Annotated in this window: 10 protein-coding genes; 4 read left to right on the top strand and 6 right to left on the bottom strand. The window is 73.6% G+C overall.

What is annotated here, in order from left to right:
- Nucleotides 1-154: 154 nt before the first annotated feature.
- Both RND61_RS32735 and RND61_RS21930 read right to left on the bottom strand, forming a co-directional pair.
- A complete protein-coding gene (locus tag RND61_RS32735) occupies nucleotides 155-508 on the bottom strand; it encodes a hypothetical protein (protein ID WP_391653878.1) in 354 nt (117 codons plus the stop codon).
- Entirely contained in the window at nucleotides 505-1,470 is a 966-nt protein-coding gene (locus RND61_RS21930) for an SPFH domain-containing protein (protein ID WP_315879746.1), read from the bottom strand. The genes RND61_RS32735 and RND61_RS21930 overlap by 4 nt, the downstream gene beginning before the upstream one ends.
- 239 nt (nucleotides 1,471-1,709) lie before the next feature.
- Here RND61_RS21930 and RND61_RS21925 point away from each other — a divergent pair, with 239 nt between their 5' ends.
- Entirely contained in the window at nucleotides 1,710-3,962 is a 2,253-nt protein-coding gene (locus tag RND61_RS21925) for a transglycosylase domain-containing protein (protein WP_315879745.1), read from the top strand.
- Between the two features lie 77 nt (nucleotides 3,963-4,039).
- Here RND61_RS21925 and RND61_RS21920 read toward each other — a convergent pair whose 3' ends face one another.
- From RND61_RS21920 to RND61_RS21910, 3 genes are all read right to left on the bottom strand, one after another.
- Nucleotides 4,040-6,295 carry a SpoIIE family protein phosphatase gene (locus RND61_RS21920; protein WP_315879744.1) on the bottom strand — a complete coding sequence of 752 codons (2,256 nt, stop codon included), beginning with the start codon at nucleotides 6,293-6,295 and terminating at the stop codon, nucleotides 4,040-4,042.
- Between the two features lie 246 nt (nucleotides 6,296-6,541).
- The gene (gene fomD / locus RND61_RS21915) at nucleotides 6,542-7,285 is read right to left on the bottom strand and encodes a cytidylyl-2-hydroxypropylphosphonate hydrolase (RefSeq protein WP_315879743.1); all 744 of its coding nucleotides are present in this window, start codon (nucleotides 7,283-7,285) and stop codon (nucleotides 6,542-6,544) included.
- A gap of 127 nt (nucleotides 7,286-7,412) precedes the next feature.
- A complete protein-coding gene (locus RND61_RS21910; protein WP_315879742.1) occupies nucleotides 7,413-8,849 on the bottom strand; it encodes a class II fumarate hydratase in 1,437 nt (478 codons plus the stop codon).
- A gap of 105 nt (nucleotides 8,850-8,954) precedes the next feature.
- Between RND61_RS21910 and RND61_RS21905 the strand changes: the two genes are divergently transcribed.
- Nucleotides 8,955-10,487: a ricin-type beta-trefoil lectin domain protein gene (locus RND61_RS21905; RefSeq protein ID WP_315879741.1), complete on the top strand. Its 1,533-nt coding sequence runs from the start codon at nucleotides 8,955-8,957 to the stop codon at nucleotides 10,485-10,487.
- A gap of 131 nt (nucleotides 10,488-10,618) precedes the next feature.
- Here the strand turns inward: RND61_RS21905 and RND61_RS21900 are convergent, their stop codons facing one another.
- The gene (locus tag RND61_RS21900; protein ID WP_315879740.1) at nucleotides 10,619-12,283 is read right to left on the bottom strand and encodes a fumarate hydratase; all 1,665 of its coding nucleotides are present in this window, start codon (nucleotides 12,281-12,283) and stop codon (nucleotides 10,619-10,621) included.
- Between the two features lie 138 nt (nucleotides 12,284-12,421).
- Between RND61_RS21900 and RND61_RS21895 the strand changes: the two genes are divergently transcribed.
- Together RND61_RS21895 and RND61_RS21890 are read left to right on the top strand one after the other, a co-directional pair.
- Nucleotides 12,422-13,099 (top strand): DUF1707 SHOCT-like domain-containing protein, encoded by a 678-nt coding sequence (locus RND61_RS21895; RefSeq protein WP_315879739.1) that lies wholly within the window; start codon nucleotides 12,422-12,424, stop codon nucleotides 13,097-13,099.
- Between the two features lie 162 nt (nucleotides 13,100-13,261).
- Nucleotides 13,262-13,636: a WhiB family transcriptional regulator gene (locus tag RND61_RS21890; RefSeq protein ID WP_315879738.1), complete on the top strand. Its 375-nt coding sequence runs from the start codon at nucleotides 13,262-13,264 to the stop codon at nucleotides 13,634-13,636.
- The last annotated feature ends 152 nt before the right edge of the window (nucleotides 13,637-13,788 follow it).

Here is a 13,788-nt window from a genome sequence, read left to right as displayed (position 1 = left end):
GTGTCCGCGCCCCGTCGTACGGTGACGCGTCGTCCCCCTTCGCGCGTCCAGCACCTGCCGTACGGTGACGCGTCCGACCCGCGCCCCGGTTCCCCGGCGCCGCCGGGGCGGTGGCCGGAGGGGCGCGGGCCCGGGGCGGCGGCCGGGATCGGCGCTACGCCCCGGGCCCGTCCGGTGGCCGCCCGGCCGGACCCACGTCCCCGGTCCGGCCCTCCGGTGGCCGCCCGGCCGGGCCCTTGCCCCCGCCCCTGGCCCCGGCTCCGTCTTCGCCCTCGTCCCCGGCCCCGGCGCGGCCCTCCTCCGGCTGCTGCCTGGGCGGGCGGCCGCGGCGGGGGAGGGGGGCCGGGGAGGACGGCAGCCGGCCCGCCTCCGCCAGCGCCCTGCGCAGCAGGAACTCGATCTGCGAGTTCGCGCTGCGCAGTTCGTCCGACGCCCAGCGCGCCAGCGCCTCGTACACCGCCGGGTCGAGGCGGAGGAGCACCTGCTTGCGCTCGCGGCGGGCGGTCACTGGTAGAGCGTGCCCGCGTTGACGACCGGCTGGGCCGAGCGGTCACCGCACAGCACCACCATCAGGTTGGAGACCATCGCCGCCTTCCGCTCGGGGTCCAGTTCCACGATGTCGCGCTCCGCGATCCGGTCCAGCGCCGCCTCGACCATGCCGACCGCACCCTCCACGATCTTCTGGCGGGCCGCCACCATGGCTCCGGCCTGCTGCCGCTGGAGCATCGCCGAGGCGATCTCCGGAGCGTACGCGAGATGCGTGAACCGCGACTCGATGATGCGGACGCCCGCCGCCGCCACGCGCGCGTGGAGCTCGGCCGCGAGCTTCTCGGTGATCTCCTCGGCGTCGCCGCGCAGCGACAGGCCCTCCTCGTCGTGCGCGTCGTACGGGTACTCGATCGCGATGTGCCGGACCGCCGCCTCCGTCTGCGTGGACACGAACTGCTCGAAGTCGTCCACCTCGAACATGGCCTGCGCCGTGTCCTCCACCCGCCACACGACGACCGCGGCCAGCTCGATCGGGTTGCCGTACGCGTCGTTGACCTTCAGGACCGCCGTCTCGTGGTTCCGCACGCGCGTCGAGATCGCCACCCGCGAGGTCAGCGGGTTCACCCAGCGCAGCCCGTCCGCGCGGACCGTGCCCCGGTAGCGGCCGAACAACTGGACGACGCGGGCCTCGCCGGGCGCCACCATGTTGAGCCCGCACATCGCGAGCAGCGCCCCCAGGCCCACCAGGACGCCGAGCGCGATCAGCCCGACCCGCGCGGCCGTCGACGTCTCCTCGGCGACCGCCGCCCCCGCGACGACGAGGCACACCCCCGCCGCGAGCCCGATCAGGCCCGACAGCAGCGCCAGCCCGCCGCCGACGCTGTACGCCGCGAACTCCCGCACCTGCGGCTGCGGCGTCCTCGGTGGCGTCGCGTCCCCCGCCGTACCGCCGGACGCGGTCGTCTTCGTGGTCGTGGACATGGTCCCCCCGTTCTCGTGCTCTCTCCGGTGAAGCAAAGTGATATCACTTTAATGCTCTTCGCAACCTTGTCCACCCCCTGTGAGTCAGTTCCTCGCGGGACGGGTGCTGATTGTCACGTTCGGAAAAGACGGGATCCGTTGGTCTCTGTCGCCCGCGGCGGGTTAGCTTGCTGAGCTGATCCGGGCGTGAACGACCGAAACGCGACGGACGAACACCGATCAACGGGAGCGACGGAGCCATGGGCCGAGCGGAAGCGCGACGGTCCCGGCAGCGCGGGGCGCGCCGGGAACAGGGGGGTCGCGGGGGCATACGCCGCTTCTTCGCGTGGCGGAGGCTGCTGGGCACGCTCTTCGTGTGCTGCCTGCTCGCCATGGGCGGCTTCTACGCCGTCTACCTGCTCGTTCCCGTCCCCACGGCCAACGCCGAGGCGGAACTGCAGAGCAACGTCTACAAGTACTCCGACGGCTCGATCCTCGCCCGCAGCGGCAAGATCAACCGGTCCATCGTCGGCCTCGAGAAGATCCCCGACCCGGTCGAGAAGGCGTTCGTCGCCGCCGAGAACAAGACCTTCTACGAGGACCACGGCGTCGACTTCAAGGGCACCGCCCGGGGCCTCGTGAACTCCGTGACCGGCAAGGGCAAGCAGGGCGGCTCGACCATCACCCAGCAGTACGTCAAGAACTACTACCTGGACCAGAGCCAGACCGTCACCCGCAAGCTCAAGGAACTGGTGATCTCCCTCAAGGTCGACCAGCGCCAGAGCAAGGAGGAGATCCTCGCCGGGTACCTCAACACCAGCTACTACGGCCGCGGCGCGTACGGCATCCAGGCCGCGGCCCAGGCGTACTACGGCGTCGACGCCGGCAGGCTGACCGTCGAGCAGGGCGCCTACCTCGCCGCGCTCCTCCAGGCGCCCAGCCAGTACGACTGGACGTCCGCGACGGCGACCGGCCGCAAGCTCGCCACCGAGCGCTGGAACTACGTCCTGGACAACATGGTCGAGGAGAGCTGGCTCGACCCGGCCGAGCGCGCCGGGATGAAGTTCCCCGTCCCCCAGGAGCCCAGGCCCGCCCCCGGCATGGAGGGCCAGACCGGCTACCTGGTCGAGGCCGCCAACCAGGAGCTGGTGAACCAGGGCGTCAAGGAGGAGGACATCAAGGCCGGCGGCTGGACCATCACCCTCAACATCGACAAGAAGCGCCAGAAGGAGCTCGTCGAGGCGGTCGACGAGCAGTTGGAGAGCCGGCTCGACCGCGAGGGCAACGAGGTCGACGCGACCGTCCAGGCCGGCGCGACCTCCGTCGACCCGAAGACCGGACACGTCGTCGCCCTGTACGGCGGGGTCGGCGCCACCGAGCACTGGATGTCCAACGCCACCCGGCGCGACTACCAGCCCGCCTCCACGTTCAAGCCGCTCGTCTTCGCCGCCGCCCTGGAGAACGGCTCCCGGACGCAGGACGGCCGGCGGATCGGCGTCAACACGACCTACGACGGCACCAGCCGGCGCCCCGTCCAGGGCAGCGACACCCCGTTCGCCCCGGAGAACGAGGACGACATCAGCTACGGCCCGGTCACCGTCCAGCGCGCCATGAACAAGTCGATCAACTCGGTCTTCGCCCAGATGATCGTCGACGTCGGCCCCGACGAGGTGAAGAAGACCGCCCTCGGCCTCGGCATGAAGGACACCGACGGGTTCGTCGAGCAGCCCGCCATGTCGCTGGGCACCATGGGCGCCTCCACCTGGGACATGGCCGGCGTGTACGCCACCCTCGACAACCACGGCAGGAAGGTCACGCCGGCGATCGTGAAGTCCGCGGAGCACAAGGACCGCACGGTCGAGCTGCCCGACCCGATCGGCCCGCAGGCCGTCAGCCGCCAGACCGCCGACACGGTCACCTCGGTCCTGACCGGCGTCGTCAGGAACGGCTCCGGCCGCGCGGCCGACACCCCCGCGTACCAGGCGGCCGGCAAGACCGGTACGTCCGAGAACAACAAGTCCGCCTGGTTCGCCGGCTACACGCCCGAACTGGCCACCGTGGTCGCCCTGTTCGGCGAGGACACCGAGAAGGGCGAGCAGGTCACCCTGACCGGCACGGCCAACTCGGGCCGCGCCAACGGCGGCGGCTTCCCGGCCCGCATCTGGGCCGACTACACGCTGGACGCCCTGGGCGGCGGCTCCGACGCGCGGTTCGACCTGGACGTCATGGAGATCGCCGCCCCCGACCCGGCGCCCGTCCCGTCGCCGTCCGGGAGCCCGTCCCCGTCCCCGTCCCCGTCCTCCTCGCCGAGCGACGAACCGGTCGAGCCGTCGGACTCGCCGTCCTCCGGCACGCCGAGCGGCACCCCGTCCTCGCCGAGCCCGTCGACCGGTGAGCCGACGCCGCCCACGCAGTCCCCGCCGTCCCCGTCACCGAGCACCAGCGAGTCGGGCGACGACGAGGACCCGGGCGCGGGTCCGGGGCCCGACAAGGACAAGCCCGTCCGCCCGTAGGGAGACGAAGGGAGGTGGCCGGGCCCCGCACCAGGGGCCCGGCCACCTCCCTTCCCCCTTCCGCCGTGCCGCGGCCCTCAGAGCCGCGTCGGCAGCTCGAACCAGACGACCTTGCCGGTCGACAGCCGCGTCGCACCCCACCGGCGCGCCAGCCGGTTGACCAGGAACAGGCCGCGCCCGCCCTCGTCGGTGTCCCGCGCCCGGCGCTGCCGCGGCAGTTGCGGCGAGTCGTCGCCGACCTCGCAGCGCAGCACCTCCGTCCGCAGCAGCCGCAGCGTCACCGGCCGCGACGCGTACCGCACGGCGTTCGTCACGACCTCGCTGACCAGCAGCTCCACCGAGTCCGTCAGCTCCTCCAGGCCCCAGCGGGCCAGCGCCCTGCGGGCCAGCCGGCGCGCCCGGCCCGGCGCCGCGTCCTCCGGCTCCAGGAACCAGTACGCCACGTCGCTGGGCGTTATCCCGTCGAACCGGGCCGCCAGCAGCGCGATGTCGTCGTCCCGGTCACCCGGCCCGAGCATGTCGAGCACGTCGTCGCAGAGGGCCTCCAGCGGCGGCGGGTGGTCCGGGCCCGTCAGTTGCGCCGTCGCCGCGAGCCGCTCGCGCAACTGCTCGATCCCGGTCCACACGTCCCGCAGCCGCGACTCGACGAGCCCGTCGGTGTACAGCAGCAGCGTCGCGCCCGCCGGGGCGTCGAGCTCCACGGCCTCGAAGTCCACGCCGCCCACGCCGATCGGCGCGCCCGGCGGGACCCGCAGCACCTCCGCCCGGCCGCCCAGGTGGAGGAGTATCGGCGGCGGGTGGCCGGCGTTGGCGATGGTGATCCGGTGCGCCACCGGGTCGTACACCGCGTACAGGCAGGTCGCCATGCGGTTCTCGCCGAGCCGCTGCGCCTGCTCGTCGAGGTGGTGCAGCACCTCCTGCGGCGGCAGGTCGAGCCCGGCGAGCGTCTGCGCCGTCGTCCGCAGCTGCCCCATGATCGCGGCCGAGGTCATGGAGTGGCCCATGACGTCGCCCACGACGAGGGCGACCCGGCTGCCGGGCAGCGGGATCGCGTCGTACCAGTCGCCGCCGACCCGCGCCGTCTCGGCGGCCGGCAGGTAGCGGGACGCCAGCCGCACGCCGGTCGGCTGCGGCAGGTTCTCCGGGAGCATCGTCCGCTGGAGTTCGTCCGCGATGTACGCCTCGCGCCCGTACAGCACCGCCTTGTCGATGCCGAGCGCCGTGTGCGTCGCCAACTGCGCCGCCACCAGCAGGTCGTTGGGCTCGAACGGGGCGCGGTCCGGGCGGCGCAGGAACACCGCGGCGCCGATCACCCGGCGGCGGCCCCGCAGCGGCGCGAGGATCGCCCGGTGCCCGGACGGTACGGCACGCCCCTCGCCCAGCAGTTCCGGCAGCGCCGCCCGCGCGGCCGCGGAGTCGCCGAACACCGGCCGCACCCCGCGCAGCACCTCTGCGAGGTGCCCGCCGGGGCGGACCCGGCACAGCTCGGCGGCCGGGCTCTGCTCGGCGTCCGGCGCCACGACGGGCCCGGCCGGGAGCAGGCCCAGGTCGCCGGGGTCGTCCTCCGTTAAACGCAACCGGTCCGTGCGGCGCAGCCGCAGGACGAACGGGTCCACGGGCCGCTCGTCGCCGACCGGCAGCGGGTCCCGCAGGTACACGAGTATCGCGTCGGCGAACGTCGGCACGGTGGCCCGGCACAGGCCCAGCACGATCTCGTCCAGGTCGATGCCGCGCGCGATCCGCCGCGTCGCGGCGCCCACGAACCGCAGCCGGTCGCCCTCCCGGCGGGCCGTCCCCACCGGGTCCTGCGGCAGGCCGGCGACGGTCGCCGGAACGCCGCCCGCCGCGCCGTCCCCACTGCCGGGCGGACCACCGGCCACGGCGCCTGCCGCGACGGCACCGCCCGGAGACCGCACACCCTCCTGGGCCCGCGCCTGGCCGCCGTCACCGGTCCCTTCACCGCTCCCGGTACCGGTCCCGTCGCCGGGGTGGTCCGGCTCGGCGTCCGCGCGCACCCGCGCCTGCGCCCCGCCGCGCGCGGCCACGCCCCCGGGCCCCGCGACCGCCTCGCGGACCGCGGACGCGGCACGGGCCGTACGGGACGCCCCACGGGCCGCGTTGGCAGCGCGCGACCCGTCCGGGGCGTCCACCGGGACCGGCGGACCGGACGGGGAGGGGACGGGGGAGCCGCCGGGGTGCGACCGGTCCCGCGGGGGCGCGGCCACGGCGGGGCCCTCGGCGGGCTCCGGGGCCTCCTGCCGGGGCCGGGTGCGTTCCTGAGGCCGGGCAGCGAGCGGCTGCCGACCTTCATGGGAGGTGGGATGCTCCGTCACGCGTGGGATTCCGTCCGTCCGGGCCGGGTGGGCGATGCAATCGCTCTGACAGGCGCTATACCCGCTCTGAGCGCGGCGTCGACAAGGGACGACGGATCCGCGCGCACCTCGGGCACGGCTCCACCCCCTCGTAGGTGACTTACGGTCAGTTCCTGTCCAGTGATCGGTCGTTACTGCTGCGGGGCCGGGTCGGCCGTCCGGCGGAGGACGATCCTACGGTTACCCCCCAGGGGCGTATCAAGGGTCTCACGGTGCCGTGCGGGCCGGGAGGCGATCCCAGTCGGCCGGCAGCTCCGGAACCGTCCAGCGCGGGTCCGGACGCCACTCCTCCCAGCCGTCCGCGAACGGCGCGCCCCACGCCCGGATCACCTCGACTGCGGCGTCACCCGCCTCCCGCACCCGCCGCGCCTGGGCGGCGTCCATGAGCCCGGCGCGCTGCGCCTGGGCGAACTCGTCCTCGTCCCGCCACAGCCAACTGCGGTCGGGATAGACGGAGATGTCGAGGAAGTGGTCCTCGGAGTCGACGCCACCGGACCACCGTACGCGCGGCGACTCCAGGTTGACGTACCAACTGCGGAACTCCCAGCCCTCGCCCCAGAACAACCACACCGACCACGGGTCGGCCGGGCGGGCCAGCTTCAGCACGCCCATGCCGGACCACCGGGTGCGCGCGGTGGTGCGCGGCGCGGTGTAGCGGGTGGCGAGCGGCTCCTCGTGCACGGGCGTGCCGTCCGCCAGTACGGGCTTGACGCACTCGGTGCCGGGCGCCATCCAGACGGCGAGCAGGTCGGGGGAGTCCCGGACGACGGTCACGGGACGGCAGATGTGGACGTGGCCGTCGCCGTTGTCCCGGTACCGCCACAGGATCCGGTCGCCCGGTGCCCAACGCGGGCCGCCCGGACCGCCGGAGCCCGGACCGCTTCCCGCCTCTCCTCCCGCCGCCGGCACCGCCCCGACCTCCGGCGCCGAGCCTGTCGTCTCCGCTGTCATGCGCAGATCTTAGGACCGCGCCGGGGCGGACGTCCGCGATCCAGGTCACGCGGGACGGCCGTCCCGGTCACCGACGCCGCAGGTCAGAAGCGGTACGGCCGGGGAGCGGCGGTCGGGGGAGCGGCGGTCAGGGGCGGGTCATCCGCAGGACGTCGAGCGCCTCGTCGAGCTGTTCGAGCGTGAGGTCACCCCGCTCCACGTACCCGGACTCCAGGACCACCTCGCGGATCGTCTTCCGCTCGGCCAGCGACCGCTTGGCGACCTTCGCCGCCTCCTCGTACCCGATGTACCGGTTGAGCGGCGTCACCACGGACGGGGACGACTCGGCGTACTCGCGGGCCCGTTCGACGTTGGCGGTGATCCCGTCGACCGTGCGGTCGGCGAGGAGCCGCGCCGCGTTGGCCAGGAGCCGGATCGACTCCAGCAGGTTCTTCGCCATGACCGGGAGCATCACGTTGAGTTCGAAGTTCCCGGCCGCGCCGGCCGCCGCGACCGTGGCGTCGTTGCCGACGACCTGCGCGGCGACCATCAGGACCGCCTCCGGGACCACCGGGTTCACCTTGCCCGGCATGATCGACGAGCCGGGCTGGAGGTCCGGCAGGTTGATCTCGGCCAGGCCGGTGCGCGGCCCGGACGCCATCCACCGCAGGTCGTTCGCGATCTTGGTGAGGGAGACGGCGACCGTACGGAGCTGGCCCGACGTCTCGACCAGCCCGTCCCGCGCCCCCTGCGCCTCGAAGTGGTCGCGCGCCTCGGTCAGCGGCAGCCCGGTGTCCCGCGCGACCTCCGCGATGACGGCGGCGGAGAAACCGGGCGGCGTGTTGATGCCCGTACCGACCGCCGTACCGCCCAGCGGCAGCTCCGCGAGGCGCGGCAGGGCGGCCCGCAGCCGCTCCACCCCGTACCGCACCTGCGCCGCGTAGCCGCCGAACTCCTGGCCGAGCGTCACCGGCGTGGCGTCCATCAGGTGCGTGCGGCCGGACTTGACGACCTCCGCGAATTCGGCTGATTTTCGCTCCAGGGCGGCGGCCAGGTGGTCGAGGGCGGGGACCAGGTCACCGGTCACGGCGGCGGTCGCCGCGATGTGGATGGACGACGGGAACACGTCGTTCGACGACTGGGACGCGTTGACGTGGTCGTTGGGGTGGACGGTCCGGCCGTCGCCGAGCCGCTCGGTCGCGAGGGTGGCGAGGACCTCGTTCATGTTCATGTTGGAGGAGGTGCCGGAACCGGTCTGGAAGACGTCGACCGGGAAGTGGTCGTCCCACCGGCCCTCCGCGACCTCCGCCGCGGCCGCCCGGACCGCCTCCGCGATCTTCGGGTCCAGGGCGCCCAGCTCCGCGTTGACCTTGGCCGCCGCCGCCTTGACGCGGGCCAGGGCCGCGATGTGGGCCCGCTCCAGGCGCTGTCCCGAGACGGGGAAGTTCTCCACCGCCCGCTGCGTCTGGGCCCGCCACTTGGCGTGCGCGGGGACCCGCACCTCGCCCATGGAGTCGTGCTCGACCCGGTAGCCGCCGTCGCCGCCGGCCCCGCCGTCGCCGCGCTGTTCCCTCGTGTCCGTCATCGTCCCGACCTCCCGGAAGAGTTGAGCACCTGTCTCATTCGCTCTATTCCCAAGTGCTTTACCGACCAGTAAAAACCGTGGGTAACCCCACTTCCAGGAGGCGCAATGGCGCGCACCAGAAGGAAACTCGGACGCGCGGCGGCGGCCGTCGCGCTCACCGCCGCCCTCGGCGGCCTCGCCACCACCCCGCCCGCCGCTGCCGCCGGCCCCCCGCCGGCCGGCCAGCGGACCGTCACCTCGACGCCCCTCCCGGCCGCGTTGGAGCGCGTCCGCGCGGCCGAGGCCACCGCCCTCTACGGCAGCCCCGCCGAACGCCCCTTCGCCGAGCGCAAGACCGCCCTCGTCTCCCTCGGCGACAGCGAGATCTCCGGCGAGGGCGTCGGCGTCTACGAACCCGGCACGGACGGCCCCGACAACTGGTGCCACCGCTCGCCCGACGCGGCCGTCCACCGCACCGGCATCCCCGCCGACGTCACCTACAACGTCTCCTGCTCCGGTGCCGCCACCCCCCACATCCGCGCCGGCGGCACCCCGCAGTACGCCGACGAGCTGGTCCAGAGCGACAACCTCGCCGTCAAGGCCCGCAACACCCGCGTGAAGATGGTCCTCCTCGTGGCCGGAGCCAACGACGACCTCCAGTTCGGCCCCGTCATGACGGACTGCGTCACCCGCTACGTCCTCCTCCAGGGGCCCTGCGCGCCGAAGTACGCGCCCGGCTGGCAGGCCCGCGTCGACGGCCTCGTCCCCAAGGTCGAGCAGACCGTCCACGACCTGCGCGCCGTCATGCGCGGCGCCGGGTACGCCGACACCGACTACCGGCTCGTCGTGATGAGCTACCCCAGCCCCATCGGTCCCGACTTCCGCGACGACCCCGGCTTCCCCGGCAAGCTCGCCTGCGGCGGCCTCGGCTACGACTCCGACACCGCCTGGGGCCGCGACACCGCCGTCCCCGCGTTCGAGCGCGGCATCCGCACCGCCGCCGCGCGCACCGGCGCCGTCTACCTCGACGCCTCCCGCCTCTTCCACGGGCACGAGGTCTGCACGGACCAGGCGTGGGCGCGCGGACTCTTCGTCGACGTGACGAAGTTCCCCTGGGACGAGAACTCCGTCCGCCAGTCCTTCCACCCCAACCGGGCCGGCCACGCCGCCTTCGCGTCCTGCCTGACCCAGTTGTACGCGGTCGGCGTGCGCGAGGCGGGCTGCGCCGACCCCGCCTCCACCGGCGAGCCGGTCCTCGTCCCCGGCGCCTGGGACGACACGTTCGCCCCGCTCCGCGACGCCACCACCGGAAGGTGCGTGGACGTCTCCGGCGCCACCACCCGCAACGGCACCGCCGTCATCGGCTGGGAGTGCCACGGCGGCCGCAACCAGGGCTGGTGGTACGACCCGGCGCGCGGCTCCGTCCACACCGAGCTCACCCACGACCGCTGCCTCGACGTGCCGGGCGCCCGCTACGAGCCGGGCGCGGCCCTGGTCGTCTGGAACTGCTCCGGCGCGGCCCACCAGAGGTTCGCCCGCGACGCGGGCACCCTCCGCCCGGCCGCCGCGCCACACCTGTGCGCGACCCTCGCGTCGGCCGGGGACCCGCTGCGCCTCCAGCCCTGCGCCGCGGGCGCCGCGAACCAGCGCTTCGCGTGACGCGCGGGGCCCGACCGCCCCGCACGGCGCACGCCGGGGCGGCCGGGCCCCGTCCCGCACGACCGGCCCGGGCCGGGGCCGCGCGACGGGGACGGCGCGGGGCGGTCCCCGGCCTCACGGCGACCGCCGGATCAGGAACGCACCGGGATCGACGTGAACGTCGGGGCGGGCGCCGGGTCCTTGAAGAAGTCGTTGCCCTTGTCGTCCACCACGATGAACGCAGGGAAGTCCTCGACCTCGATCCGCCAGACCGCCTCCATGCCGAGCTCCTCGTACTCGACGACCTCGACCTTCTTGATGCAGTCCTGCGCCAGCCGGGCCGCCGGGCCGCCGATGGAGCCCAGGTAGAAGCCGCCGTGCGCGGCGCACGCGTCGGTCACCTGCTGGGAGCGGTTGCCCTTGGCCAGCATCACCTTCGAGCCGCCCGCCGCCTGGAACTGCTCCACGTACGAGTCCATGCGCCCGGCCGTCGTCGGGCCGAACGACCCGGACGCGTACCCCTCGGGCGTCTTGGCCGGACCGGCGTAGTACACCGGGTGGTCCTTCAGGTACTGCGGCATCTCCTCGCCGGCGTCCAGCCGCTCCTTGATCTTGGCGTGCGCGATGTCGCGCGCCACGACCAGCGGGCCGGTCAGCGACAGCCGGGTCTTGACCGGGTACTTGGACAGCTCGGCGAGGATGGCGTCCATCGGCTGGTTCAGGTCGATCCTGACGACGTCGCCCGCTTCGTCGAGGTGCTCGTCCGTCGTGTCCGGCAGGAAGCGCGCCGGGTCGGTCTCCAGCTGCTCCAGGAAGACGCCCTCGGCGGTGATCTTCGCGACGGCCTGGCGGTCGGCGGAGCAGGACACCGCGATCGCGACCGGGCAGGACGCGCCGTGCCGCGGCAGGCGCACCACGCGCACGTCGTGGCAGAAGTACTTGCCGCCGAACTGCGCGCCGATGCCGATCCGCTGCGTCAGCTCGAAGACCTTCTCCTCCAGCTCCTTGTCGCGGAAGCCGTGGCCGAGGACCGAGCCCTCCTCCGGCAGCTCGTCCAGGTAGTGCGCGGAGGCGTACTTGGCGGTCTTCAGCGCGTACTCGGCCGACGTGCCGCCGACGACGATCGCCAGGTGGTACGGCGGGCAGGCGGCCGTACCGAGCGAGCGAATCTTCTCCTCCAGGAACTTCATCATGGAGGCTTCGTTCAGAACCGCCTTCGTCTCCTGGTACAGGAACGACTTGTTGGCCGAGCCGCCGCCCTTCGCCATGAAGAGGAACTTGTACGCGCCGCCGTCCGTCGCGTACAGCTCGATCTGCGCGGGGAGGTTGGAGCCGGTGTTCTTCTCCTCCCACATCGTCAGCGGCGCCATCTGCGAGTACCGCAGGTTCAGCTTGGTGTACGCGTCGAAGATGCCGCGCGACAGGGCCTCCTCGTCGCGGCCCTCGGTCAGCACGTTCTGGCCGCGCTTGCCCATGACGATCGCGGTGCCCGTGTCCTGGCACATGGGCAGCACGCCGGCGGCGGCGATGTTGGCGTTCTTCAGCAGGTCCAGCGCCACGAACTTGTCGTTCGGCGACGCCTCCGGGTCGTCGATGATCTTCCGGAGCTGCGCGAGGTGCGCGGGCCGCAGGTAGTGCTGGATGTCGTGGATGGCCTCCTCCGCCAGCTTGCGCAGCGCCTCCGGCTCCACCTTGAGGAAGGTGCGCCCGTCGGCCTCGAAGGTGGACACACCCTCCGAGGTCACCAGGCGGTAGGGCGTGGTGTCCTCTCCCAGCGGGAGCAGATCGGAGTACGCAAACTCTGGCATGACGGCCATTCCTCACTCGGCAGACAGCGGCGCGGCCTCCCTTGGCAACGCGTCCACAAGCCTAGAACGCCGCCGGGCGCCCGGGTCTGTGAGGTAGGGCTCACCCCGCCCTGGTCGCGATCTATCGCGTTTCGCTACGCTGAGGGCGTGGACTCCGACAAGCAGCCCCAGAAGCAGCCCGCTCCCCGCGCTCCGCAGTCCGCCCCGGCGATGCGCGCGTCGGACGCCGACCGCGACCGGGTCGCCGACATCCTCCGGGAGGCGCTGGTCGAGGGGCGGCTCGACGCCGAGGAGCACGGCGAGCGCATCGACGCCGTGTACCGCGCGAAGACCCTCGCCGAGCTGGAGCCGATCGTCAGCGACCTGCCCGCCGCGCCCGCCGCGCCCCGCGCCGACGCGGCGTACGGCGGGTACGGCCCGGCGGGGGCGGACGGCGCGGAGGAGCGGCTGGTCGCGGTGTTCTCCAGCAACGTCCGCCGGGGCCGCTGGCGGATCGGGTCCCGCACCACCGTCTTCTCCCTCTTCGGGAACATCGAGATCGACCTCACCGAGGCGACCTTCACGCAGCGCCTCGCCACCATCAACGCCACCTCCGTCTTCGGCAACGTCGAGGTCCGCGTTCCCGAGAACGTCTCCCTGCGCGGCAACGGCACGGGCGTCTTCGGCAACTTCGAGGTGCACACCCTGGAGGCCGCCGACCCGGAGGCCCCCGTGGTGGTCGTCAACGGCTGCGCGGTCTTCGGCAACGTCGAGGCCCGCCCCAAGCGCGGCAAGCGCATCGCGGACCTCCTCCACGACAAGCTCCGCAAGCACCTCGGGGGCTGACGGGGGCGAAGCCCCCGGTCCGTCCGTCGACCGTCGACTTTCGGCCGTCCCCCGGTCCACTCCCTGGAAGCCCGCGCCACGCAGTGCATAGGCCCGCGCACAGCGGGTAGGGCTTGCTGCATCGTCTCTCTCGCCCGCGTAAGCCGTCGTCAGGAGTAGACCGTGCTGCAACTGCCGCATCAGCCCCTCCAGGTCGCCGCCGTTCCGTCCCCGCGCGTTCCGGCACGGGAGGACGAGGCAGGCCCCTGGCACACGGAGGCGGTGTGCCGCCGCGACGAGGCGGGACTCTTCTTCGCCCCGTCGAAGGAGCCCACGGCCGCGCGGCTCGCCCGCGAGGAGGCCGCCAAGCGGGTCTGCGCCCGCTGCCCCGTGATGGTCGAGTGCCGCGAGCACGCCCTGCTCCAGCCCGAGCCGTACGGCGTGTGGGGCGGCCTGACCGCCGCCGAGCGCCGCGTGGTGCTGGCCCGCCGTCGGCGCCGCGAGGTGGAGCTGAAGAAGGCCGCGTCGACCGGCCAGCAGATCGCCGCCGCCGGCTGACGGGCCGGGCGGCGCGGACGGCAGGCGGACCGCGCGGCACGGCCCGCACGAAGAGGGGCGCTCCCACCGCACTGGGAGCGCCCCTCTTCGTGTCGCCGTCCCGCGGGACCGGCGGCAACCGCCCGGTCGGGAACCGCCCGGAACCGCCCGGC

It is taken from the genome of Streptomyces tamarix (genome assembly GCF_032423885.1).
Lineage (GTDB): Bacteria > Actinomycetota > Actinomycetes > Streptomycetales > Streptomycetaceae > Streptomyces > Streptomyces tamarix.
This window is presented reverse-complemented; position numbering and strand designations above follow the sequence as displayed.